Here is a 24,775-nt window from a genome sequence, read left to right as displayed (position 1 = left end):
AGCCCACCCAATTTTTTACAGGTCTGTCCAGCCATCAATTATATTACTCTTACTCATTTGCCTGCGAGCTCCAGACAAGCAACTTTCCCAATAACACAGTTAGGAATTTGCTATGTCTCATAATACTGTTATCCCTACAACCGATGTCTCACCAAAACCCAATCCGGCACGCCCACGTAAAGCGCAACGCGATGCCGCTCAAGAGTTTATTAATTCTATTCAAGGCGTGACATTCCCAAATTCACGACGAATTTATCTTCAAGGTTCCCGTGACGATATCCACGTTCCAATGCGTGAAATTCAATTATCTCCCACGTTAATTGGCGGCACTAAAGAAGAACCTCAGTATGAGGAAAACGAAGCCATTCCGGTTTATGATACTTCCGGCGCTTATGGCGATCCTGATTCCAAACTGGATGTACATGTTGGGTTAATCCAACTACGTCAACCGTGGATCGACGAACGCCAAGATACTGAACCTGTTGCCGCCCTCGGCTCCGATTTTACTCAGCAACGCCTGGCGGATGCCGGTCTCGATCATTTACGTTTCAATACTCGCCCCCATCCATTAAAAGCCCATAAAGGCAAATGCGTTACTCAACTGCACTATGCCCGTCAAGGCATCATCACCCCGGAAATGGAATTTATCGCACTACGGGAAAATATGGGACGTGAACGTATCCGCGGTGATGTATTACGCCAACAACATGCTGGACAAAGTCTTGGCGCTCAGTTGCCGGAAAATATCACACCAGAATTTGTCCGTCAGGAAGTCGCAGCCGGTCGGGCAATTATTCCTGCCAATATTAATCATCCTGAATCAGAGCCGATGATTATTGGTCGTAATTTTCTGGTAAAGGTTAATGCCAATATCGGTAACTCTTCAGTCACCTCTTCTATTGAGGAAGAAGTAGAAAAGTTAATCTGGTCTACTCGTTGGGGCGCAGATACGGTAATGGATCTCTCTACGGGCCGTTATATCCACGAAACCCGCGAATGGATCTTACGTAACAGCCCGGTTCCTATCGGTACAGTCCCTATTTATCAAGCACTGGAGAAAGTCAATGGCGTAGCGGAAAATCTCACCTGGGAAATATTCCGTGATACCTTGCTGGAACAAGCGGAACAAGGGGTAGATTACTTCACCATTCATGCCGGTGTATTACTGCGCTATGTACCGATGACAGCCAAACGCCTCACCGGAATTGTGTCCCGCGGTGGTTCGATTATGGCGAAATGGTGTCTGTCTCATCATCAAGAAAACTTCCTTTACCAACATTTCCGTGAAATTTGTGAAATCTGCGCCGCTTATGATGTTTCCCTATCATTGGGCGACGGTCTACGCCCCGGTTCTATTCAGGATGCTAACGATGAAGCGCAGTTTGCAGAACTGCATACATTAGGCGAACTGACCAAAATTGCCTGGGAATATGATGTTCAGGTGATGATCGAAGGCCCTGGGCATATTCCTATGCAGATGATCCGCCGCAATATGACGGAAGAGTTGGAACATTGTCATGAAGCCCCTTTCTATACCCTTGGTCCACTGACAACAGATATTGCCCCCGGTTATGACCATTTCACTTCCGGTATCGGTGCGGCCATGATTGGCTGGTTTGGCTGCGCCATGCTCTGTTATGTAACGCCGAAAGAGCATCTCGGCTTGCCAAACAAAGATGATGTTAAACAAGGGCTAATTACCTACAAAATTGCTGCTCATGCCGCTGATCTCGCCAAAGGCCATCCCGGCGCACAAATCCGTGATAACGCCATGTCTAAAGCACGTTTTGAATTCCGCTGGGAAGATCAATTTAATCTGGCGCTCGATCCCGATACTGCTCGCGCCTATCACGATGAAACTCTGCCACAAGCCTCCGGCAAAATTGCGCATTTCTGTTCTATGTGCGGACCTAAATTCTGCTCTATGAAGATTTCTCAGGAAGTACGCGATTATGCCGCCGGTATGGAACAGATGTCTGAAACATTCCGCGCTAGAGGCAGCGAGTTGTATCACAGCGTAGAGGATGTCTCTCATGAACAATCTGCCTAACGCGCCATTTGCCCCAACGGAATACAAATTGGGCCTGTATCCCGTCGTGGATTCGCTAGAGTGGATTTCCCGCTTGTTAAAAGCAGGCGTCACCACAATTCAGTTGAGAATTAAAGATCGACCAGAAGATCAGGTAGAAGAAGAGATTCAGCAAGCCATTATGCTCGGTCGCCAATATAACGCTCGTTTGTTTATTAACGATTACTGGCGACTGGCAATAAAGCATGGCGCTTATGGTGTTCATCTGGGGCAGGAAGATTTAGTTATCGCTGATCTGAACGCCATCCAAAAAGCGGGATTGCGGTTAGGAATCTCTACCCACGATGAACAAGAGCTGGCACGAGCTAAATCTCTGCGTCCGTCTTACATCGCTCTCGGCCATATTTTCCCAACCACGACCAAAGCGATGCCATCTTCCCCACAAGGACTGGCAGCACTAAAACGGCAAGTAGAAAACACACCAGACTATCCCACTGTCGCCATCGGAGGCATCTCTCTTGAACGCGTACCGGATGTCATTGCAACGAGAGTCGGCAGTGTGGCGCTGGTTAGTGCAATTACCAAAGCAAAGGATTGGCGCCAGGCCACCGCACAACTGCTTCATTTGGTTGAAGGCATTGAGTTAAAGGGATAGAGAGGTGCTTATGTTGAATGATCAAGAATTTATGCGTTACAGCCGACAACTGTTACTCGAAGATATTGGCCCGGAAGGGCAGGAAAAACTGAAATCCAGCCGCGTACTGATTGTCGGACTGGGAGGGTTAGGCGCTCCCGCCTCTCTCTATCTAGCCGGGGCAGGTGTGGGAACAATTTATCTCGCTGATGATGACCAATTGCACATCTCCAATTTACAACGGCAAATACTTTACCGCACCGAAGAGATCCCTGCCGCAAAAGCTGAACTTGCAGCCAATCAACTCAATGCATTGAATCCGCTGATAAAAACAATCATCCTTAATCAACGTCAGAACCAGGAATCTCTGACAACAATCGTGAAGCAAGTCGATCTGGTTCTCGATTGCTGTGACAACATGACAACTCGACACGCCATCAATGCCACTTGTGTGGCAACGCGAAAACCATTAATCAGCGGCAGTGCTGTCGGTTTTAGCGGCCAACTTATGGTATTTGAACCCCCTTATCTTCATGGCTGCTATAACTGTCTCTACCCTGAACAGGAAGAGCCATTACGAAATTGCCGGACTGCGGGTGTATTAGGTCCGGTAGTGGGTATCATCGGCACATTACAAGCATTGGAAGCCATCAAAATGTTAACTGGGCTTCCCTCTCCGTTAAGCGGCAAACTCCGACTGTTTGATGGTAAACAGCAAAGCTGGAGCACACTACAACTTAACCCGTCGCAGCAATGCCCGATTTGCGGAGATATGGCATGAAAATTACGGTAAACGACCAGCCGATGGAGCTTATGGCTCCTCTGGCTATACAGCAATTGCTAGAACAACTTGAACGAACACAACCGGGAATGGCACTGGCTATTAATCAAATCATTATTCCGCGTTCAGAGTGGAATACGCATCAAATTAATGATGGAGACAATATCCTTCTGTTTCAGGCTATTTCTGGAGGTTGATATGCTAAAAATTGCTGATACGACTTTTAATTCCCGTCTATTTACCGGTACAGGCAAATTCGCCAATGCCAATTTAATGACTCAGGCTATAGCGGCTTCCGGCAGCCAGCTTGTCACGATGGCAATGAAACGCATTGATTTGCAGAGCGGTAATGACGCTATTTTAGCGCCATTGCAAAAACTTGGCGTCAAATTGCTGCCAAATACTTCTGGAGCCAAAACCGCAGAAGAGGCCCTATTTGCCGCCCGTTTGGCCCGTGAAGCACTGGCGACAAACTGGATCAAACTAGAGATTCATCCTGATGTGAAATACTTGTTACCTGACCCGATTGAAACACTCAAAGGCGCTGAAATGTTGGTCAAAGATGGGTTTGTCGTTCTGCCCTATTGCAGTGCTGATCCCGTTTTGTGTAAGCGTCTGGAAGAAGTGGGTTGCGCGGCGGTCATGCCTTTAGGCGCACCGATCGGCTCTAATCAAGGGCTACTAACCCGAGATTTCCTGCAAATTATTATTGAACAAGCACAAGTGCCGGTGGTCATTGATGCCGGTATCGGCGCACCAAGCCATGCATTGGAAGCGATTGAACTGGGTGCGGATGCTGTATTAGTCAACACCGCAATTGCCGTTGCACGTAACCCAGTAAAAATGGCTCAAGCCTTCAAAATCGCGATTGAAGCGGGTGAATTATCCTATCAAGCTGGCCTGGCAAGTCCGAAACAACATGCTGTTGCATCCAGTCCACTGACCGATTTTCTAGGGGCATTTTGATGATTCATCATCTTATGAGCGGTAGTTTTAGTTACCGCTGGCAGCAGTTGAACTGGGATGACATTACCCTTCGCATTAATAGCAAAACCGCGCAGGATGTTGAACGGGCATTAAACAGTAACAAATTAAATCTGGACGATTTCATGGCCTTGCTCTCTCCGGCAGCGAAATCCTATATCGAACCACTGGCACAACGGGCACAAAAACTGACTCGTCAACGCTTCGGTAACACCGTTGGTTTTTATGTACCGCTTTATCTCTCCAATTTGTGTGCCAATGACTGCACCTATTGCGGGTTCTCAATGAGTAACCGCATCAAACGCAAGACACTCAATAAAGATGAAATTATTGCCGAATGTCAGGCGATTAAAGCGCTAGGCTTCGACAATCTGTTGTTAGTCACCGGAGAACATCAGGGCAAGGTCGGTATGGATTATTTCCGCCGCTATCTGCCACTTATCCGCGAATATTTCAGCTCAATAATGATGGAAGTTCAGCCTATGACACAGGAAGAGTATTCTGAACTGAAAACCCTGGGGTTAGACGGTGTGATGGTTTATCAGGAAACCTATCATGAACCAACTTACCTGCTACATCATCTACGGGGTAAGAAACGGGATTTTCACTGGCGATTAGAAACACCCGATCGCCTTGGTCATGCTAAAATCGATAAAATCGGTTTAGGAGCGCTAATTGGCCTCTCTAGTCATTGGCGGACAGACTGCTATATGGTGGCGGAGCATTTATTCTTTCTGCAACGTACATATTGGCAAAGCCGTTACTCTATTTCATTCCCACGTTTGCGACCTTGTGCTGGAGGTATTGAGCCCGCATCGCTGATGAGTGAAACAGAACTGGTACAACTGATTTGTGCTTTTCGTCTATTTGCGCCAGATGTTGAGCTTTCTATTTCTACTCGTGAATCTCCATTCTTCCGCGATCACGTCATACCACTGGCAATCAACAATGTTAGTGCCGGTTCTAAAACCCAACCCGGTGGTTACGCAGATAATAGCCACGAAGAATTGGAGCAATTTATGCCGCATGATAACCGTTCTGTTTATCAGGTTGCAGACGTATTAATTAAAGCCGGGTTACAACCTGTCTGGAAAGATTGGGATAGTTATTTAGGTCGATAATTTAATTTTTTCTTTTTTCAAATAATTCGAGTTTAGGTAAAAGACTTTAACAGGTAATAACTCCACGCAATAGGAATTAATATAAAAAACTGTCTGGTGCCAATACCAGACAGTAATAAACCAATCCCAATAAGATTAAAACGAGAATAAAAAATAATTACAGATTATAAAACACATCAATTTTAGCAATAAAAAAGAGCTAATCTTCACTAATTAAAATATCATTTTATTTCCCCTCACTTTAATTAATTCAAAAAAATCGTAGATAAAAAATATATAATAAACTTTCCTTATTGTAATTAAAATAAAACTATAATTCTCACTCTATTATTTCGATATACATTGGACATCATAAAAACATCACATAATAATTCATCACATTATATTACTTATCATCATTATCACCTAAAAAAATAATTTCTATGCAAAATACCTTTCCTGACCTATACGTATATTCCTCACAAAAATAAGAGTATGAAAATCCAGTTTATACCCGTCATCTTTCAAGTTGCCTCTTTGTTGGCTGCATTCACTCACCCCGGTCACATAGTTATCTATGCTCCCGGGGATTCGCTCCCTTGCCGCCGCGATGCATCTTGAAATCCATAGGGTATATACCTATATTGAATAAATAAAAAATACTATATTTACTGTATATATTTTAACTCCCTATTATTTATTCCTTATTAATTTATACAAATTACAACTCACCACCAACAAAAAATACAATTGAGTATTATCCTATTATTGATAAAGTGCCCTCCCGAAAAAAAAGCGCTGAAATAAATTAAATTCATTTCTATCTATTTAAAAAGGACTCATATATGAACGTACAAGAAATCCTAAATAATGAAGATTATTCTGATATCAAGAAAAACTCTCATAAAGAACTGATTAACGGCTCATTCGAAGAGGGATATAACGGCTGGAGAATCCCAGCCCCTGAATCAGTAGAAATCTTATCTGAAAATGGCGTTCACTTTATCAGAATCCAAAGCGTTACCGGTTCCGGCGTCATTGATCAAATTATCGAAGGATTAGAGCCGAACACTAAATATAAACTAACAGGTACAGCTCGCGTATCAGCAGAATGGGCCTCATCAGCTTATTTTGGTTTACAGAGTCGCACCGATGGCCCAGAATCTTTTGCTGTAAACAGCACCGACTTTACAACGGGTTCAGTAGAATTAAGTACAGATCAAGAGGGACTTTTACGCGTTTATTTACTGAAAGATCAAGTTGGCCATCGACCAGACGGAGAAACCGCTGACTTTACCGGTTTTATTTTAGAGAAAGCCTAAACATTTAACTTAGATATATTTTAACATTTTAAACACCCAGAGTTCACGGCTCTGGGTGTTTAAATATTGGTTGAGAAAATAAAATCATAAATTAATATTTTAATTGGAATATGGTTCAATTATTTTAAGATAAATTACCATCGAAACAATTTAGCCCTGTCATTTATTTTCACATTAATTATCACAAGCCTAATCTTCAATCAAAAAACATGATTGAATATTTTTTCATTATTGATAAAGTGTTTACAGGAAAAAATCATTAAGCAAAATTAAATTTAATTGCCATTCATTTAAAAGGACTCATATATGGATATGAAGAAAATGCTAAATAGCGCAGATTATTCTGATACAAAAAACGCTAATAAAGAGCTAGTTAATGGTTCATTTAATGAAGGATATCATGGCTGGAGAATCCCACACCCTGAAACTGTAGCAATCTTATCCGAGAATGGCGTTAATTTTCTTAGCATCCAAACCTATTCCAGCTCTGGCGTCATTGATCAAATTATAACAGGGTTGGAACCTAACGTTAAATATAGACTGACAGGTACAGCACGCTTATCGACTCAACTAACACCACAAAGGGCCTTGCCCGCTTATTTTGGTTTACAAAATCGCACATTTGGCCCTGAATCCTTTGCTGTAAATAGCTTCAATTTTATGGCCGGTTCAGTTGAATTAAACACAGATGAAGAAGGGCTTTTACGTATTTACATGCTGAAAAACCAATTTGTAGAACTTCCAGAAGAGGCAACTGCTGACTTTACCGGTTTTATTTTAGAAAGGGTTTAAGGCATATAACCTTGATACATAACACCCGAAGCACATTGCTCCGGGTGTTGAGCCGTTTGGCTAACTTAAATCATGCAATGGTTTTTTTATTGGTGGTGTCAATTGGAAATCAGAAAACCGCACCTGTAATCCGTGCCGTTCTGGAGAACAACACATTGCACCAACAAAGACAGGTTGTTTATCTTCAAAAAAAGGAGACAACCTCAACAATGGCCACCGTAAACCATCAGTAGAATATTGCAGTCTTAAATATCCCTCTTCACGAGTCAAACGTAACCAGAATTTACTAGAATCACCAGGAAATACGCCCATAGACCAATCAGAATGATCACGTGTTAGCACACTACCAATCGAGGCATGACCATCAGAATATTCAATTCCGCCTTTCAACCAATGTTTCTCATCGACTAATAGCATGACTCCTGCCTGATCGTATAAATGTTCAAAACAGCCTTCAATACAGAGTTGAAAGGTGAAATCATCCTCAACATAACACCCAAAAACATGACCATTATGACGTTCAAAGCCATACCATGTTCGTTGCCAAAAGTCAGTTTTATGATCTGTAGTGACATTAAGCCAGTCGCTGCCACATTGCCAATCAGATGGTTCATTAAGCCAATGATATTGTGATAAACCCATAGGAACTCCCTCTATATTATCTTCCGCTCGAATCAATCAATTTACATCCTGCAAATAAGGAAATAGAGAGTAAAGCAATACAAGCAAAAGCGCCGTGTAATGTCACAATATGCGCTAATCCACCTATGATTGCAGGTCCCAACAAAATCCCAGAATATCCCATGGTAGAAACCGCAGCAACAGCCAGTGAATCAGGCATAATTTTCTGTTGACCAGAAGCAGTAAAAAGCATTGGCGCTATATTGGATAATCCTGCGCCTATCATCAGGAAAGAGACCCCTAACATCATTGCAGTTGATGCTGAGTAAATAAGGATAAATCCAGAAGTAGCCAATAAAGCACTGCTGATAAATACCCGTCGGTGTCCATAAAAGGCAATGATTTTATCACCCATAAAGCGACCCGATGTCATAGCAATAGCAAACAGGGTATAGCCGATACCCGCCTGATGACTACTGATATTATGTACGCTGGTTAATAATATCCCGCTCCAGTCCAGCATTGCGCCTTCCATGATATAGGCAACAAAACAGAGAAAGCCCAATAAAATCACGATCCCATGAGGCACAGCAAAGAATGGCGTATTACCCGCTTCGGCTTCGTTCAATAACCCACTCCATACCGGCAATAGCAGTAAAATAATCAGTAATACCGCCATTACCATCACCTGGAGAGGTGATATTCCCAGAGACAATAATGCACTCACCGATCCCGCACCGGCGATCCCGCCCAAACTAAATAACGCGTGAAAGCCAGACATAATTGGCCGCTGAGCCATTTTCTCGACCATGACGGCGTGGATATTGACCACAACATCCATTGCCCCAATACCTGCACCAAAGACAAATAAAACGCAAGCTAATGTCAACGGTGTCGGTAATACACTTAACCCTGGCAACATCACTAACACGATCAAAGCACATAAAGTGAAAATTTTCCGGCAACCGAAGCGTGCAGCCAACATGCCCGCTATTGGCATCATGATGAAAGAACCAATGCCGAATGCCAACATTAGAAGCCCCATAGCGCCATTATCAAGTTGTAGCCGTTCTTTAGCTAAAGGAATGAGAGGAGCCCAACTTGCAAGACTAAAGCCAGCAATAAAAAAAGCGGCGCGCGTCGCCATAATGGGTTGTTTTACCAAAGAGATAATATTTTGATCAGACAACTCATGTTCCTTCTATTATAAATAAAATGCCCTCCGCTATGACTAACGGAGGGTATACCCGTCATCTTTCAAGTTGCCTCTTTGTTGGCTGCACTCACTCACCCCGGTCACATAGTTACCTATGCTCCCGGGGATTCGCTCCCTTGCCGTCGCGATGCATCTTGAAATCCATAGGGTATATTAAGTTACCCAAAATTAATTTTAGAAAATTGCGGAATATCGGTCAGCGTCCCGATAATACGAGTTGCCTGTTGATATTGTTCCGCAACCGATAAAGCATGGGGCCAGGCATACACATAGGGAATACCTGCCTGCGTTGCTGCTGTAATGCCCAAATCGGTATCTTCAATCACTAATGTCTGATGAACATCCATAGACTTCAATTTCAACATAGCAAGATAGGGATCGGGATAAGGTTTCGTCCTCGCAACATCATCACCAGAGATTAAAGCAGGGTTTTCACTCAACTCCAGCAATCCAATATTCGCCAAACACACTTCCCGCGGCGCAGTAGAAACAAAGCCAAAAGGGATACGGTGCTGTTGTAAGGCCGCCATCAACCGGGAAATCCCTGGACGAAGGTAACTTTTAGATAGCTTATCTTTGTAAACCGAGACGATTTGCGCAGTGATCCCTTTCTGTTGCAGAGCTGGAACCCCGATGTAATCTAATGTTTCCTCCAAACTCAGGCCAATAAGTTGCTGTGGTTGTACATGCTGTGTGTAGTCAGGAGCCAAATCACAAAGAACATCAAAGTGCAATTGTTCACTGTCAACAACGACTCCATCGATATCAAAAATCACATTAAATCTATCCATGTGAAACATTCCATTATTTTAGATCGGAAATACGGATAAGCACTTTACAGTTCGGAGTAAACAGTGGTTTTTGGCTTTTGCTCGCAATATCACAACCAACAGTGAGAAAAGCCTGCAAGTAATCATTAAAATCAAAAACTTGGCTGACCAGACGACCAGCTGGAATAACGCCATCACGGATCATGGTATAAGCACGCTCAAAACTGTTATTCAGAGAATCGATGGAACCAATCACGGAAAGGCTCTTATCAGCAATTTTCAAGATATCAAGATTGGCATGCTTATCTTTAAGCGCCACATTCAACAATTTTCCGCCAGGTGCCAAATGGTCAAAAATGTATTCAGTTAATTGCCCGGTCGTATCCACACAGAGATCAATAGGCGCTGATTTATCGCCATATTGTTGCGTTAATGCCTCATCAAAATCAGTATATAGCTCACATTCTGGCGGCAGATTTTCTTTGGCAAATTGAACACGACTTTCGTTTTTCTCGACCATGAAAGCCTTAACGCCTCTGGCATGTAAAGCCCAAATATAGAGCATCCCCATTGGGCCTGCGCCAGCTACCGCTGCACGAATATTAGTATGAGTAATGCCCAGTTTATCAACCCCGGTCAGCGTGCAACTGAGTGGCTCAGTCAGTGATGCCTCTTCCATACTGACATGATCATCCAGTTTTATCAGTGAACTCTCTTTCGCCAGATATTGCTCAGCAAATGCCCCGTCATAGGAAACTCCCGCTTCGGTTCCCAATTTTTTCTCGCAATGATTTGGGCTGCCTGTCTGGCACATCCGACAATGCCCACAGGAATAAGTTGGATTGATGACAACACGGTCACCTACATTAAAGCGAGTGACACTCTTTCCTACTTGAGCAACAACACCCGTTGTTTCATGACCTAAAGTAGTTCCTGGAATAGCAACAGGATAAGAACCGGTGATAATCCCAATATCTGTACCACAAACGCCGCACACCGCAATATCAACAACGACATCATCAGGCTCAACACAGAGTAACGGTTCAACATCCTGAATTTGCATATCCCACACCCGATTAAATTTAAGTGCTTTCATTACGCTACCTCCTTATTGTCCAGCATATTTAACGTCATATCAGCAAAAGTCAGATCAAGCTTATACAGAATTTCGTTTAAATGTTCCTGAGTACAAATTAACGGTGGACGAACTTTAAGTGCACGACCTTTACCATAACGCGAACCCCGGATGATCAAGTGATGAGAATTCGCTATTGCAATCGCTTGTGCCGCAAACTCTGGTGATGGCGTATCAAAGCCAAACATATAACCGACGCCTCTAACACCAGTAATTTCTGGGTATTTATGCTGTAATGCTAATAAGCCATCACGTAAATAAGCTTCATTATGCTGCACATTCTCCAGAACCTGTTCGTCTTCGATGATATCGATAATTTCGTTGAGCGCCGTTAATGAAAGAGGGTTAGCGCCTGATGTACTAGAATGTTCGAATGACTCTAATACATCTAATGAACTCCGCATCAGCACACCACCGGTAGGAATACCTATGCCACCAGCGCCCTTAGCGAAAACAATAATATCGGGTTCTAATTCTTTAGCATAACCGGTTGAGGCGAAAAATGTCCCGGTACGACCAAATCCGGTCTGTACTTCATCTGCGATAATAATAATGTCATGTTTATGGCAGATATCTCTGATCTTACGGTAAAAATCGACAGGGAAAACGTTATTTCCGCCATTTCCTTGAATAGGTTCAATGATAAGACAGGCAATATTGTCATTTGAACCTAATTGAATAAATTGTTCTAAGTCAAAATATTGATTAGGTTCTGTATTCGGGTCAAATTCTGACATGACACTAGCAGGGGTTGGAATTTTTAAAGAACCATCAATGCTGACATGGAAATCTTTAATTCTAAAAGCATTACCTGAAATTTGCGCTGTGGCTAAAGACTGACCGTGATGAGCCAGAAAGAAAGAGATAACTCCTGAACGCCCTGTTGCTTTTTGCGCGATACGAATTGCACATTCAACCGCCCCAGAACCGGAAACATCACGTAACCATATTCTATCAATGCCCTCAGGGGTATGTTTAACTAATTTACCCAAAATATATTGTGACATTTCATGGGTATAAGCTGAACTTAAATGTGTACATCTGTCGATCTGCTGTTTTAATTTTTCTGTTATTCTGCGATTAGTGTACCCAAGTGGAAGGTTAAATGTCCCCGAAGCTGCATCGATATACTTTTCACCATCAATTTCCAAATAAGGCCCGTTTCCAACAAAGCGGGAAAGCATATCTTCAAACCGTTTTTCATTTTCCATCATTTTAATTACCTTGATTAACTATTCATAACCACAACAAATAAAATCAGTTTTTAATATATAAGGTAATATTTACTAAAACTTAGTTTATATCAACAAAAAGTCTGCAATAACCCAATAAACATTTAAAAAATTAAAGTATTTTGTATAAAATACATTATTATTTTGAATTATTGGTTAATAACATGCAGAACTACTGATTTATAGAGTTAATGATAAGAAATTCTGTTCAAATCCCACAAAAACTGTACCAAAATCCTCCATCTCGCAGCTTTTCCGCAGAGGATAAGAGCACTTACCTAATGCCTGGCTATTTTCTGACAGGTGATGAAATATAATAAAAGATTCTCGATCATTTCTGATTTGTCAGAAACAATGTGCGTTTTCTATACTAAGGATAGCCAAACTGCCGACTGACATTAAAATATCGAGTGAAAAATAAGCTGATGCTACAGCGCGATGTCATTTTTTTGTATTTAAGATTTGAATATTTATACCTTATGGATTTCAAGATGCATCGCGACGGCAAGGGAGCGAATCCCCGGGAGCATAGAGAACTATGTGACCGGGGTGAGTGAGTGCAGCCAACAAAGAGGCAACTTGAAAGATGACGGGTATAAAATACCCACACAAGCGGGTTGGTTTACACCGGTGAATAGCTCGTATAAAGTTCAGACTTTAAAAAAAGTAAAGGGTTCAGTCTGTGCGTGATCCTTAAACATCCCTATCGCTAGCTTGAAATGACTCGCCAGTAGGATTTCTGGTGTATCCAAGCTCTCTGGTGACGCTAAAGAATAAATTCCACTGAGCCTATTCACCAATAAAACCACCACCATTATTGAAATATTAAAAGAACACACATGCAAAATTATATTCTTCTACTACTTAGCTTGGCACTTTTTGGACCTTTGGGTATCGATGTATTCTTGCCTACGGTTCCTGCCATTGCTGAGGATTTTAAAGTTAACAATGAAGTTATTCAGTCAACGATTTCTTTGTTTTTATTAATTATGGGGCTAGGTCAGTTAATCGCTGGGCCACTGGTAGATAAATTCGGCCGTCGGCCAGTAGCCCTAACGGGTATCACCTTATATATCATCGGTTCGGTGATCGCAGCGCTTTCTACTTTTCCCGAAATTTTTATTGCAGCGAGAATTATTCAAGGATGTGCAGTCTGCTGTACCAGTGTCGTCTGCATTAGTGGTGTACGTGATCGCCTAAACGGTGATGAGGCGGCCAAAGCCTATGGATTTATTAACGGTACGCTAAATATTGTTCCTGCTCTCGCGCCATTACTTGGCGGTATTCTGGCCGAAATGTTCAACTGGCGAGCGCCATTCTGGTTTTTGACTTGCTACTCGGTTATTGCACTACTTATCATTGCCAACTGGCTACCAGAGACGCGCCCCGCTAACACTAAACCCGTTCGCGGATTACCACTAAAGCAATATTTTCAAATTCTTAGCAATGCCCAGTTTACACATTTTGCCCTAGTTAACGCTGGCATTATGGGAATAGTGGTTACCTATGTGTCATTTGCACCAACCGTGCTAATGACTGAGGGCCATATTTCACCACTAGCATTTTCATTGATTTTTGGTGGCAACGGACTCTGGACGATGATCGCCTTCCTAACCGCCAATAAAATTATCCATCGACTTGGCCGCCCTTGCTGCCTACTGTTAGGGACAATTCTAATGGCACTGGCTAGCCTATCTCTGTTTTCTGGCATGCATCTGCCAACTGTCGCCAGCCAGCACTGGCTAAGCTATATGTTGCCGGTTTCTTTCGCCTGTACAGGTATGGCATTTGTTATGGGACCTGCGACCAGTTATGCACTAGAGCCTTATTCTGACGAAGCCGGTGTCGCTTCTGCACTGATAGGATTCGTCCAGATGGCTGTCGGCTCTACCCTCTCGCTCATTGCTATGGCGTTGCCATTTTCGCTCAAACAGTCACTCGTGTTAGTCATGCTGCTCGGTACCACGCTAATCCTGTCAGCACACATACTCAGCCGTAACCTGAAAGGGCGGGTAGTTTCGCTAGAATCTTAAAATATCAATCACACACCTAACCCCATCATCTGCATCAGTTGCTGTGCTTGCTGAATCGCCTCCTGGCGATTCGCAATCCCTAGCTTCTGATACAGATTCCGTATATGCGTCTTAATAGTTGTCGTCGCTACATCCAATTCTGCGGCAATTTGATCATTACTGTAGCCTGAGTAAATTAATCCCAACACCTGCCACTCACGCTGTGTAAGCGGACTATTGCGAATAAGCTCAGGAACATCAGGATGTGTTAGCAACTGTGTGACAAAACTTTCATCAAAATGAGCGAATTTATGGCGATGCTGACGGTTGATATCCCGCAAAATGCGCTGCGCCCGATGCAACTCCAGTTCAGACAAGGTATTGAGCTGAATAAGCTGACGTAATTGTTGGGCCATCAACTCACCTTCAATGACAAAATGGCTAATAAATCCAGTACGGTTAGCCAGAGCCAATGCCTCAATGAGTGCATTCTGCGCTTCGCTTTTGCGTCCGATATGCCAGTAAAGCAAGTTATACAACAGTAAATTACGATTCAGATCGCTAATTAACTGCAATTTTCTCGCATGTTGATTCAGTGTATCCAAAATGGACTCAGCCTCATCATACAAACCAAGCAGAATCTGAGCACGAGCAATATTGCGCCACTGACCCTGATTAAAATGATTACTGACACTTTCTGGTCGCTCAGTCTGTGCCAACCACCGAATAGCGGCATTTTTGTCGTCCATATTCTGCCAAATGATGACTCGCAGTTTGTCAGTATTGGTACGCCAATCTCGATGATACTGCCCATTATTTAGCAAGTTTTCACAACGCGCCAGATAACGGCGGGCATTATCAATATCTCCTCTGGTCAAAGAGCATTTAGCCAACTGAGTTAGACACTGCAACTGCTGTTGAGGTTGGAAGTTAGACAACACTTCCAGCCCACGACGCGCTACATCTTCGGCTTCATCAAGACGAGACCAACACCACAAAAGCTGTGAACGGATACGCAACAAAAATTCATGCATTGGCAACTGCTCCAAATGCTGTTCACGGATCAATTCAAATGCCTTGTTCTGCGTTTCATAAGCCGTCTGCAAATATCCCTGAGCTAATAAAATCTCACTTTGCTGCAACAGCGCCCACAACGCATAGTGATGAACATGGAAACGACGCGCAAGCTGCTCGGTTTGTTGCATCCGCGCTAATGCATCAGCCAACTCACCTCTACAATGTAATACTTCACCTTCCACGGAAGTTGCAACAATACGACTGTATTCATTCTGAGGAAGCAGTGCCGCCAAAGCCTGTTTCGCCAACTTATCGGCCATCTCCGGCTTGCCGCTGTTCATAGCCACCTGAGCTCGTAGCGCATCGAATTCAGCCAAGAGATCCGGCTCTATAGCAATTTGTTTCTGTTGCAATGCCTGTTCCGCTTGGTTTAACAGTGTATTGACTTCTGAATAACGATGTTGGCTTTGGGCCAGCCAAGCCTGAAGCAGCACCAGACGCGGATTTTCCAATAGCTGCTCATAAGGCAGCGCATTCATACACTCTTCCAACAGAGATAACTCACTGTGGTTAAACAGCGACCAAGCATGCTGCAACAAAATATCGCGTAGCATGGCAGTATCACCCGCCGCCAAGGCATGATGAATCGCCTCGCCCGGATACCCCTGCGCCAACCAACCTTCTGCGGCCGCCCGATGTAACTCCGGCAATTGCAACGCCATTTCCCATTGACAGCGTTGACGTAGAAATGAAGCAAAAAGCGGATGAAAGCGAAACCATTCGCCAGAGTCATCCATACGCTGGATAAACAGCCCCTGACGTTCAGTTTCTTCAAGACGCTGCTGACCATTCTCTTCACCGGTTAGACGAACAATCAAACCGTCATTCATGGAACGTAAGATAGAACTGCGCAATAAAAATCCACGCGTTGAACTATCCACCTGATTGAGTACTTCATCCACCAAATAATCGGAAAGATGGCCGGCGTTAATGCCCGACAAGCGTTTAGCCGACAGTTCAGCGGCATCACACGACTGCCGCGCTGAAAGCGCGATAAGCTGAAGCGCCGTTGCCCAACCCGCGACTTCATTGCATAAGCGCTTACAATCGTCGGCATCAAGGGATGTGGTTAACCGCTTATCAAAAAATTGCTGCGTTTCTTGATAATCAAAAGCCAGTTGCTGACTGTCAATTTCCAGCAATTGCTCACGCACACGCAGATTAGCCACCCCAAGAGAAGGCAAATTACGCGATAAGATGGTTAACGTCAGATTCTCAGGCTGGTGACGCAGGAAAAACCGCATAGCCTCATGAATAATGTTATTCACAATCAGATGGTAATCATCAATCACCAGGAAAATGGGCCGCCGCCACTCACTAAGTTCAATAAATAATTGAGCGAAAAGCGCGGGTAAATTGGCATATTGATGTTTTTGGGCCAACACTTCACTTTTAACACAGTGTCCCTGCGTAGCCTGCTGCAACGCCGCGATAAGATAGCTGGCAAAACGTTCCGGCTGATTATCGCTCTCATCCAAAGAATACCATCCCAGATTATCCTGCTCGGCAGCCCACTGAGAGACCAATGTGGTTTTGCCATAACCAGCGGGGCTAGTTATTAGCACAAGACGATAATTAGACGACTCATTCAGTCTGATTAACAGACGCTTACGCAAGACTGTATTATTCAGACGAACGGGACGACTCAGTTTTGATGGGATAAGCATTAATTTCCGTGCCCAAAGAAGCGATAAGTAAAACCTGCGCCGGAACCATGAGTGATATTAGTTATACCCGTCATCTTTCAAGTTTCCTCTTTGTTGGCTGCACTCACTCCGGTCACATAGTTTGCTATGCTCCCGGGGATTCGCTCCCTTGCCGTCGCGATGCATCTTGAAATCCATAGGGTATAGATGATTTATTTCATGGTTCGTAATGACGCCATTAATCGGCCCAACCAAATTTAGTGAAATAGATTGCTTTTGCAAATATGTTTACGCCCCCCATAGTATTAAGTTGCGCACCCTATCACATTCTTGAACAGCAAATTCCATTTTTACATACAAGTTGTGGAAGCAATTAGCAAATTACCTTATCGATCCGCTGGAAGAAAATGAACGCAATTAGATGCCAAAACGATGCGAAAGAGGGTTACTGGCTACGCCCTTCTACTCCTCCCTGACTAATACCTCTCTAGGATGATGCTTTAGATCCTGAGAGCATTCAGCATAGTGCTTAAATTTTCCTTTTCAGCTACAGGATGAAGACTCCATGCAACAGTCCAGATTAGATAAAGCCCAGTTTCAGGCTGCGCTGACACGTCAATGGCAGCGCTTTGGCCTCGGTTCAGCACAGGAAATGACCCAGCATCAGTGGTGGCAAGCCGTTAGTGCGGCCCTGTCAGAGCTGTTGCCCACATGCCCTGTCATCAATCATTCCAACCAACAACGCCATGTGAACTACATCTCTATGGAGTTTCTGATTGGCCGTTTAACCGCAAACAATCTGCTTAACCTTGGTTGGTATGAAGACATTCAGGCTTACCTGGCAGAAGAAAATATCATTCTGAGTGATCTTCTGGAACAAGAAACTGACCCCGCTTTAGGTAACGGTGGATTGGGACGGCTTGCCGCCTGTTTTCTTGACTCTATGGCAACCGTCGGTCAGCCGGCAATTGGCTATGGCCTGAATTATCAATACGGCCTGTTCCGCCAATCCTTTGAACAAGGACAACAAATTGAAGAACCAGACAATTGGGGACGAGAATCTTATCCCTGGTTCCGCCACAACACTCAGTTAGATGTTGAGGTGAATTTTGGTGGCGAAGTCGTCATAACAGATGATGGACGCGAAATCTGGGCACCTGAATTTACCTTGGTTGGAGAAGCTTGGGATCTACCGGTCATTGGTTATCACAATGGTGTTACTCAACCATTACGCCTGTGGCAAGCAACCCATGCTACGCCATTTGATCTCGACAAATTCAACGCCGGGCAGTTTCTGGCAGCGGAACAGCAAGGTGTTGAAGCCGCTAAGCTCACGAAAGTTCTCTATCCGAATGATAATCATCAAGAAGGCAAACGCCTGCGTCTGATGCAACAATATTTCCAGTGTGCTTGCTCCGTCGCAGATATCTTACGTCGCCATCATCTGGCAGGCCACAAAATAGAAGATCTGCCTAAGTATGAAGTTATCCAGCTTAACGATACCCACCCAACGATTGCCATCCCTGAAATGATGCGTATTCTGCTGGATAAACACCAGATGAGTTGGGAAACCGCATGGGAGATAACCAGCCATACTTTCGCCTATACCAACCACACCCTGATGCCAGAAGGTTTGGAATGCTGGGACGAGGATCTCGTCAGCCACCTGCTGCCACGCCATTACAGCATCATTCAAGAAATTAACTCCCGGTTTAAAAAGTTGGTGGACAAAACCTGGCCCGGCGAGCAAGCCGTATGGGAAAAATTAGCTGTACATTATAACCATCAGATACGCATGGCGAATCTTTGTGTCGTCGCGGGCTTTGCCGTAAACGGGGTAGCAGCGCTGCACTCACAGCTCATCGTTAAGGATCTTTTCCCTGAATACCATCAACTATGGCCGAATAAGTTTCTCAACGTGACAAATGGCGTTACCCCACGTCGCTGGATCAAACAATGTAACCCGGCACTGTCAGGATTACTTGACCGTACACTTAATCGCGAATGGATTAACGATCTTGATGCCCTTAAAACACTTGAACCCTATGCAGATGACGCCGCTTTCCGCGAAGAATACCGAGCTATCAAACAAGGCAATAAGAGCCTGCTATCCAATTATGTCAATAAAGTGATGGGGCTTAAGCTAGATCCAAACGCCATTTTTGATGTGCAAATTAAACGCTTGCATGAATATAAACGTCAGCATCTGAACCTGTTGCATATCCTATCGCTCTATAAACAAATTCAGGAAAACCCGGAACTGGATATCGTGCCACGTGTATTCCTGTTTGGCGCAAAAGCCGCGCCCGGCTACTATTTGGCAAAAAACATTATCTCTGCCATCAATCAGGCAGCGGAGAAAATTAATAACGATCCAATCGTCCGTGATCGCATTAAGATCGCTTTTATCCCCGATTACAAAGTTTCTGTCGCGGAGCTAATGATACCGGCTGCTGATGTTTCAGAACAAATCTCCACAGCCGGCAAAGAAGCTTCCGGCACCGGCAACATGAAACTGGCGCTGAATGGCGCACTGACCATCGGAACATTAGATGGGGCGAACGTTGAAATTGCCGAACAGGTAGGAGATGACCACATCTTCATTTTCGGGCATACCGTAGAAGAAGTGAAAGCCTTAAAAGCTGCTGGCTATGACCCACTGAAATTACTCAAAGAAGATCAACACCTGGACAACATACTCAAAGCACTGGCTAGCGGCGAGTTCAGCTATAGCGACAAACGAGCATTCGATATGCTGCTACATAGTCTGATTGAAGGTGGAGACCCTTATCTGGTGCTAGCTGATTTCGCCTCCTATTGTGATGCGCATCAACGGATCGATACTTTGTACCGCGATACTCAACATTGGACGCGTAGCGCCATTCTGAACACTGCCCGGATGGGTATGTTCAGCTCTGACCGAACAATCCGTGATTATCAACAACGCATCTGGCAAGCAAACCGATAAGGAAAAATCATGGGGGAGAAGAGCCTCGATCATTTAGCTACCGAGGCTGGCATTGTCGCCAGCTACATTAATGCTTATGGCAAGCCACAAGCGATTCCAACGGAAACCCGACATCGCTTGTTAGATGCGATAAACGTAAACAAACCGGCCGACGTGCCGGTTTCACCCTTGCCGACAGTAAAAGTTTTTACTCAAGGTGAACACTTCACTATCACCTTGAAAGACGAAGAGCATTACCAATGGCAGATACGGACAGAACAAGGAGAGGAATTTCAGGGGCATTGCTGCCATAAACTGGTGCTACCTGATCCGCTTGCTCTGGGGTACCACCGCCTCACTCTGACACAAGGAAGCCAATGCTGGTCTATGCAGATTATCGTGGCACCCAAACGCTGCTATGAACCAGATGCCCTGCAAAGGAGGGAAAAACTTTGGGGGGCCTGTGTGCAACTCTATACTCTGCGTTCAGAAAACAACTGGGGAATTGGCGATTTTGGTGACCTGAAACACATGCTAAAAGAGATAGCAACACGCGGTGGTGCCTTCATCGGACTAAATCCATTGCATGCGCTGTATCCGACCATGCCAGAAAGCGCCAGCCCCTATAGCCCCTCTTCACGCAACTGGCTTAATGTGATTTACATTGATGTTAATCAGGTTGAAGATTTCAAACACAATGAAGAAGCACAGAGATGGTGGCAAACAGCGACGACTCAACGCATGTTACAGGATGCCCGTAACGCGGAATGGGTAGATTACACCACAGTTATGGCGTTGAAAATAGCAGCACTGCGTCTGGCACATCAACAATTCAGCACTCGTCCAGAACATGATTCGTCAAAAACCGCTTTCCGCCAATTTGTCATCCAAGGTGGTGAATGTCTCTACTATCAAGCCGTCTATGACGCTCTGCACTGCCAGTTATATGCTGAAAATAGTACCTATTGGGGTTGGCCGGTGTGGCCGGAAAAGTACCGCGATCCGCACGGTGAAGCGGTACAAACATTTTGCCAATCTCACCCGCAGGAAGTGGAATTTTTCCTCTGGCTACAATGGTTGGCCGATACTCAGCTTGCAGACTGCTTTACCCAAAGCCAAACAAGTGGCATGTCCATTGGAATTTACCGTGATTTGGCCGTCGGCGTAGCGGAAGGCGGCTCGGAAACCTGGTGCAACCGAGTTGTTTACTGCACCAAAGCATCAGTGGGAGCACCACCGGATGCCCTAGGGCCACTGGGTCAAAACTGGGGCTTACCACCAATGAATCCTCATGTTTTGCAAACCCAAGCTTACCAACCGTTCATTAATCTGCTGCGTACAAATATGATCCACTGCGGCGCCTTACGCATTGACCATGTTATGTCGATGCTCAGACTTTGGTGGATTCCCTACGGTGAAACAGCCGACAAAGGAGCATATGTACACTACCCAGTTGATGATCTGATGGCGATTCTGGCATTAGAAAGTCAGCGCCATCGCTGTCTGGTCATTGGTGAAGACTTGGGAATTGTACCGGAAGAGATTGTGGGCAAGCTGCGCGATAGCGGTGTCTATTCTTATAAAGTGCTCTACTTTGAGCGTCACGGCAATGGGGAATACCGCGCACCTGAGGATTACCCGATACAAGCAATGGCGACCATCACCACTCATGATTTGCCTACTTTACGTGGATTCTGGCAAAGCGCCGATTTGACCCTTGGGGAATCACTCAAGTTATATCCTGATAAAAACCTGCTTCAAGGGTTATATACCGAACGTCAAGCTAGCAAACAAGGGTTATTAGAAGGTTTACATCGCTACGGCTGTATCCCGGAACATATCGGTGACACGGCAAAAGAGGTTGGAATGTCACCGATGATAAACCAAGGGTTACATCGCTATATTGCCCACAGTGCCAGCTCACTACTGGGACTGCAACCCGAAGATTGGCTGGATATGGATAAACCTGTCAATATTCCAGGTACGGTAATGGAATACCCTAACTGGCGGCGAAAACTGAATACCACATTGGAAACCCTGTTTGGTGATGATCATGTCAATCAATTGCTGAAAGATGTAGATAGATGCCGTAAAAAAGCAGGAACAGCCAGAGGTTAAATACCGTAACGCCTATTTCTCCTGTACAGGCATTATTCTTTCCAGTTTAAAGGATGGTTTTAATCTATACCCTATGGATTTCAAGATGCATCGCGACGGCAAGGGAGCGAATCCCCGGGAGCATAGAGAACGATGTGACCGGGGTGAACGAGCGCAGCCAATAAAGAGGCAACTTGAAAGATAACGGATATATAAACCATCCTTCATATTGCTGATTTTTAACGCCTTGACTATCACCGCTGAGTTTTCATCAATGATAAATACAGGTGTTAAGAAAAGCCGCTTTTTGTCTGTCAGTATGGTTTTAAAAACTGGAAAAGAGGCCAAGCGAACCTCGGAAAAAACAAGTAAAAACTTTAATCATCAAAAGTAAAAAGCAGTGATTAAAGCTTTTTAAAAGTGGGTAAAAAATCCGATACCATACTGACATTAGAAGAGAAAACATCAGAAAAAATAGATTTTAAATTGATTAAATAAGGTGAAAAAAATAACAGCGTTAACCCAATAACAAGAATATATCCTAGCAAAACATTTAACAGCTTTAACAGCTTTAACAGCTTTAACAGCTTTAACAGCTTTAACAGCTTTAACAGCTTTAACAGCTTTAACAGCTTTAACAGCTTTAACAGCTTTAACAGCTTTAACAGCTTTAACAGCTTTAACAGTATTAAACCAATTCTCTTAAATAAAAGATTTTTCCTGACTGCAACAAGTTTACGAAAAATCAGAGACTATAATTGTAGAAAACCGAGAAGCATCCCCGAAAAAGCAAGAGTATTTAACAGCATTAAAAATGATTAAAGAAATGAGCATTAACTTTAATACCGTTAACTCTCTGCTATCCTCATTAGTTTTAAACCTAAAAAATCAGATATAGAAAAAGGAGAAACGAGAAAACCTAAATATCAGTTTAATGAAAACAAGGGCGTTAAATACGGTTCAGAAAATGTAAAAACCTTTATATTTACCACAATTAAGCAATAAAAACCGTTCTTTATAACAGGTTTCCAATTAAAAATAAGCACCCCATCAGAATGAAAACCACAGTACAAGCTTATCATATTTTTAACATTACTTTTTTAACTTACATTTCCCTTTTACCTGTGATTAATCAACTAAGGGTTAAAAAATAGGTAGACCATTGATGCCAACTTTTTAAAAAACATAAAGTGACTAAAAACAACCTATTCTCTGCTATGTTTAATCCATTTATCGGTAATACTATCCTCCACTTATTTTACATTTACCTAACCAGCCATGATATATTTAAAAAGACAAACAGGGAGAGATTAAGTACATTTAGTCGAAATTCACTAACCATTAACCTAAATATCCAAAAGATAAAAAAAGATTAAAACCAGATACCGATTAAAATCATAGGTTAAAAAAATAACTTTTAATCACAGTTTAAAACCTGCTCCGGTTTTATGGGTATTTCAATTAAAGGCTTTAGCATTTGATAGTTATGACCGTACCTTTAATCGACAAGCGCCGGTCGGGCAACCACAATTAACAAGGTGTCCCTCCAGCGCGACAGGTATTCCTTGTATATTGAACAAGTTAGAACCTTCCGCAATCGCGCCGGTTTGTTTACAGGCGGGACAAAACACCGGATCACCTTTACAGGCAACCGATAGGTGTTGGTTTACCAAATAGGAACCCTTTAAAACCTCACCTCCGGTTGTTGTGGTATCACCTTTAAGGATAACTTTTTTACTTTCCACTACACTGCGCATTATTTACTCCGTTGTATTTTCCGTTTCTCGTATTAAATGCCATACAGTTGTGCCCGGTTCTGCACCTTCAACATCAAAAGCCATCGCCCCCTGAGCAAAGAAATACTGTTTGTCAGGCAGGCTGTCGGTTTGCCAGATCCCGCTGACCAGTGCCGGATGGTCACCTCTCAAAGGGGTTACATGCAGCGGTCCCCGGTCATAACGGGCATACCAGGCCAGTGTGGAAATATCATCAAAATGACCTTCGCCATAAAAGTGCAGGGAATGGCCTTCGCGGGGAATGACTCGTATTGGGCGTATCAGTTGGTTAATAGCAAAATAACTCTCCGGGACACTGCCCGGCAGTGGTGTTAAGTCCGGGTATTGACCGGCCCGGATCATCAGACCATTGGAATAAGGGGTAATCTCCACATCCCGGTAGGGGCGCAGCGTGCGGCGTATCCAATATTCTCCACCCAGTCGGTTTACAAATCGTTTGGACAGCAGGGTGATCCAATTAATGCCACGGATGGAATGTTCATACTGTAATTTAGCTGTGTGCACTGCGGAGTTCACTTGCAGGGAAGGGTAACGTTGCGCCAGTTGATACTCTAAAGGAAAGTAGTCATAGAAGTCGTTGGGTA

At 43.8% G+C, this 24,775-nt stretch carries 22 protein-coding genes; 12 read left to right on the top strand and 10 right to left on the bottom strand.

The features are described from left to right. The first annotated feature begins 112 nt into the window (after positions 1 to 112). From thiC to thiH, 6 genes are read left to right on the top strand one after another with little or no spacing between them, the layout of a single operon-like run. A complete protein-coding gene (thiC, locus tag AAC155_RS21240) occupies positions 113 to 2,050 on the top strand; it encodes a phosphomethylpyrimidine synthase ThiC (protein WP_113044045.1) in 1,938 nt (645 codons plus the stop codon). Next, entirely contained in the window at positions 2,034 to 2,684 is a 651-nt protein-coding gene (gene thiE, locus AAC155_RS21235) for a thiamine phosphate synthase (protein WP_387492579.1), read from the top strand. Before thiC ends, thiE begins: the two co-directional genes overlap by 17 nt. 10 nt (positions 2,685 to 2,694) lie before the next feature. Beyond that, a complete protein-coding gene (locus AAC155_RS21230; protein WP_113044043.1) occupies positions 2,695 to 3,444 on the top strand; it encodes a HesA/MoeB/ThiF family protein in 750 nt (249 codons plus the stop codon). Next, the gene (gene thiS / locus AAC155_RS21225) at positions 3,441 to 3,641 is read left to right on the top strand and encodes a sulfur carrier protein ThiS (RefSeq protein WP_113044042.1); all 201 of its coding nucleotides are present in this window, start codon (positions 3,441 to 3,443) and stop codon (positions 3,639 to 3,641) included. Before AAC155_RS21230 ends, thiS begins: the two co-directional genes overlap by 4 nt. Before the next feature lies 1 nt (position 3,642). Continuing rightward, a complete protein-coding gene (locus AAC155_RS21220) occupies positions 3,643 to 4,410 on the top strand; it encodes a thiazole synthase (protein WP_113044041.1) in 768 nt (255 codons plus the stop codon). Positions 4,411 to 4,424: 14 nt separating this feature from the next. Then, positions 4,425 to 5,549: a 2-iminoacetate synthase ThiH gene (gene thiH / locus AAC155_RS21215; protein ID WP_113044058.1), complete on the top strand. Its 1,125-nt coding sequence runs from the start codon at positions 4,425 to 4,427 to the stop codon at positions 5,547 to 5,549. Between the two features lie 420 nt (positions 5,550 to 5,969). Here thiH and AAC155_RS21210 read toward each other — a convergent pair whose 3' ends face one another. After that, complete coding sequence (locus AAC155_RS21210) at positions 5,970 to 6,095, bottom strand: hypothetical protein (RefSeq protein ID WP_262405184.1); 126 nt, start codon at positions 6,093 to 6,095, stop codon at positions 5,970 to 5,972. A 278-nt stretch (positions 6,096 to 6,373) separates the two neighbouring features. Here AAC155_RS21210 and AAC155_RS21205 point away from each other — a divergent pair, with 278 nt between their 5' ends. Together AAC155_RS21205 and AAC155_RS21200 are read left to right on the top strand one after the other, a co-directional pair. Further along, complete coding sequence (locus AAC155_RS21205) at positions 6,374 to 6,850, top strand: carbohydrate binding domain-containing protein (protein WP_113044040.1); 477 nt, start codon at positions 6,374 to 6,376, stop codon at positions 6,848 to 6,850. 306 nt (positions 6,851 to 7,156) lie between these two features. Next, entirely contained in the window at positions 7,157 to 7,642 is a 486-nt protein-coding gene (locus AAC155_RS21200; protein WP_113044039.1) for a hypothetical protein, read from the top strand. Positions 7,643 to 7,702: 60 nt separating this feature from the next. Here the strand turns inward: AAC155_RS21200 and AAC155_RS21195 are convergent, their stop codons facing one another. The 5 genes from AAC155_RS21195 to AAC155_RS21175 form a co-directional block, all read right to left on the bottom strand. Then, entirely contained in the window at positions 7,703 to 8,284 is a 582-nt protein-coding gene (locus AAC155_RS21195; protein ID WP_113044038.1) for a DUF1349 domain-containing protein, read from the bottom strand. Between the two features lie 16 nt (positions 8,285 to 8,300). Next, positions 8,301 to 9,452 (bottom strand): MFS transporter, encoded by a 1,152-nt coding sequence (locus AAC155_RS21190; RefSeq protein WP_113044037.1) that lies wholly within the window; start codon positions 9,450 to 9,452, stop codon positions 8,301 to 8,303. A gap of 185 nt (positions 9,453 to 9,637) precedes the next feature. Beyond that, positions 9,638 to 10,270: an HAD family hydrolase gene (locus tag AAC155_RS21185; protein ID WP_113044036.1), complete on the bottom strand. Its 633-nt coding sequence runs from the start codon at positions 10,268 to 10,270 to the stop codon at positions 9,638 to 9,640. Positions 10,271 to 10,283: 13 nt separating this feature from the next. Next, positions 10,284 to 11,345 carry a zinc-dependent alcohol dehydrogenase gene (locus tag AAC155_RS21180; protein WP_113044035.1) on the bottom strand — a complete coding sequence of 354 codons (1,062 nt, stop codon included), beginning with the start codon at positions 11,343 to 11,345 and terminating at the stop codon, positions 10,284 to 10,286. Further along, positions 11,345 to 12,595 (bottom strand): class-III pyridoxal-phosphate-dependent aminotransferase, encoded by a 1,251-nt coding sequence (locus AAC155_RS21175; RefSeq protein WP_387492600.1) that lies wholly within the window; start codon positions 12,593 to 12,595, stop codon positions 11,345 to 11,347. The genes AAC155_RS21180 and AAC155_RS21175 overlap by 1 nt, the downstream gene beginning before the upstream one ends. A 483-nt stretch (positions 12,596 to 13,078) precedes the next feature. Here AAC155_RS21175 and AAC155_RS21170 point away from each other — a divergent pair, with 483 nt between their 5' ends. Both AAC155_RS21170 and AAC155_RS21165 read left to right on the top strand, forming a co-directional pair. Continuing rightward, positions 13,079 to 13,306, top strand: coding sequence for a hypothetical protein (locus AAC155_RS21170; protein WP_146748138.1), 228 nt, complete (start codon positions 13,079 to 13,081; stop codon positions 13,304 to 13,306). Between the two features lie 149 nt (positions 13,307 to 13,455). Further along, positions 13,456 to 14,649, top strand: coding sequence for a multidrug effflux MFS transporter (locus AAC155_RS21165; RefSeq protein WP_113044033.1), 1,194 nt, complete (start codon positions 13,456 to 13,458; stop codon positions 14,647 to 14,649). A gap of 8 nt (positions 14,650 to 14,657) precedes the next feature. On the opposite strand, the gene malT is transcribed toward AAC155_RS21165, so the two are convergent. Together malT and AAC155_RS21155 are read right to left on the bottom strand one after the other, a co-directional pair. After that, on the bottom strand, positions 14,658 to 17,372 hold the full coding sequence (malT, locus tag AAC155_RS21160) for an HTH-type transcriptional regulator MalT (RefSeq protein ID WP_113044032.1): 2,715 nt from the start codon (positions 17,370 to 17,372) through the stop codon (positions 14,658 to 14,660). Between the two features lie 57 nt (positions 17,373 to 17,429). After that, on the bottom strand, positions 17,430 to 17,633 hold the full coding sequence (locus AAC155_RS21155) for a hypothetical protein (RefSeq protein WP_146748137.1): 204 nt from the start codon (positions 17,631 to 17,633) through the stop codon (positions 17,430 to 17,432). Between the two features lie 283 nt (positions 17,634 to 17,916). Between AAC155_RS21155 and malP the strand changes: the two genes are divergently transcribed. Further along, positions 17,917 to 20,319, top strand: coding sequence for a maltodextrin phosphorylase (gene malP / locus AAC155_RS21150; RefSeq protein WP_113044031.1), 2,403 nt, complete (start codon positions 17,917 to 17,919; stop codon positions 20,317 to 20,319). Between the two features lie 9 nt (positions 20,320 to 20,328). After that, on the top strand, positions 20,329 to 22,416 hold the full coding sequence (malQ, locus tag AAC155_RS21145; RefSeq protein WP_113044030.1) for a 4-alpha-glucanotransferase: 2,088 nt from the start codon (positions 20,329 to 20,331) through the stop codon (positions 22,414 to 22,416). A 1,463-nt stretch (positions 22,417 to 23,879) separates the two neighbouring features. Here the strand turns inward: malQ and AAC155_RS21140 are convergent. Both AAC155_RS21140 and AAC155_RS21135 read right to left on the bottom strand, forming a co-directional pair. Continuing rightward, a complete protein-coding gene (locus AAC155_RS21140) occupies positions 23,880 to 24,152 on the bottom strand; it encodes a PAAR domain-containing protein (RefSeq protein WP_113044029.1) in 273 nt (90 codons plus the stop codon). A 3-nt stretch (positions 24,153 to 24,155) separates the two neighbouring features. After that, positions 24,156 to 24,775, bottom strand: a 620-nt coding sequence (locus tag AAC155_RS21135) for a type VI immunity family protein (RefSeq protein WP_146748136.1), incomplete at its 5' end; no start/stop codon positions are given.

It is taken from the genome of Photorhabdus sp. HUG-39 (genome assembly GCF_963878365.1).
GTDB lineage: Bacteria > Pseudomonadota > Gammaproteobacteria > Enterobacterales > Enterobacteriaceae > Photorhabdus > Photorhabdus kayaii.
The sequence above is the reverse complement of the archived record's forward strand: the minus strand, read 5'-3'. Positions and strand labels throughout refer to the sequence as shown.

Coding starts and splice junctions, on each gene's coding strand:
- thiC (WP_113044045.1), top strand. CDS start 113: ATGTCTCATAATACTGTTATCCCTACAACCGATGTCTCACCAAAACCC.
- thiE (WP_387492579.1), top strand. CDS start 2,034: ATGAACAATCTGCCTAACGCGCCATTTGCCCCAACGGAATACAAATTG.
- AAC155_RS21230 (WP_113044043.1), top strand. CDS start 2,695: ATGTTGAATGATCAAGAATTTATGCGTTACAGCCGACAACTGTTACTC.
- thiS (WP_113044042.1), top strand. CDS start 3,441: ATGAAAATTACGGTAAACGACCAGCCGATGGAGCTTATGGCTCCTCTG.
- AAC155_RS21220 (WP_113044041.1), top strand. CDS start 3,643: ATGCTAAAAATTGCTGATACGACTTTTAATTCCCGTCTATTTACCGGT.
- thiH (WP_113044058.1), top strand. CDS start 4,425: ATGAGCGGTAGTTTTAGTTACCGCTGGCAGCAGTTGAACTGGGATGAC.
- AAC155_RS21205 (WP_113044040.1), top strand. CDS start 6,374: ATGAACGTACAAGAAATCCTAAATAATGAAGATTATTCTGATATCAAG.
- AAC155_RS21200 (WP_113044039.1), top strand. CDS start 7,157: ATGGATATGAAGAAAATGCTAAATAGCGCAGATTATTCTGATACAAAA.
- AAC155_RS21195 (WP_113044038.1), bottom strand. CDS start 8,284: ATGGGTTTATCACAATATCATTGGCTTAATGAACCATCTGATTGGCAA.
- AAC155_RS21185 (WP_113044036.1), bottom strand. CDS start 10,270: ATGGATAGATTTAATGTGATTTTTGATATCGATGGAGTCGTTGTTGAC.
- AAC155_RS21180 (WP_113044035.1), bottom strand. CDS start 11,345: ATGAAAGCACTTAAATTTAATCGGGTGTGGGATATGCAAATTCAGGAT.
- AAC155_RS21175 (WP_387492600.1), bottom strand. CDS start 12,595: ATGGAAAATGAAAAACGGTTTGAAGATATGCTTTCCCGCTTTGTTGGA.
- AAC155_RS21165 (WP_113044033.1), top strand. CDS start 13,456: ATGCAAAATTATATTCTTCTACTACTTAGCTTGGCACTTTTTGGACCT.
- malT (WP_113044032.1), bottom strand. CDS start 17,372: ATGCTTATCCCATCAAAACTGAGTCGTCCCGTTCGTCTGAATAATACA.
- malP (WP_113044031.1), top strand. CDS start 17,917: ATGCAACAGTCCAGATTAGATAAAGCCCAGTTTCAGGCTGCGCTGACA.
- malQ (WP_113044030.1), top strand. CDS start 20,329: ATGGGGGAGAAGAGCCTCGATCATTTAGCTACCGAGGCTGGCATTGTC.
- AAC155_RS21140 (WP_113044029.1), bottom strand. CDS start 24,152: ATGCGCAGTGTAGTGGAAAGTAAAAAAGTTATCCTTAAAGGTGATACC.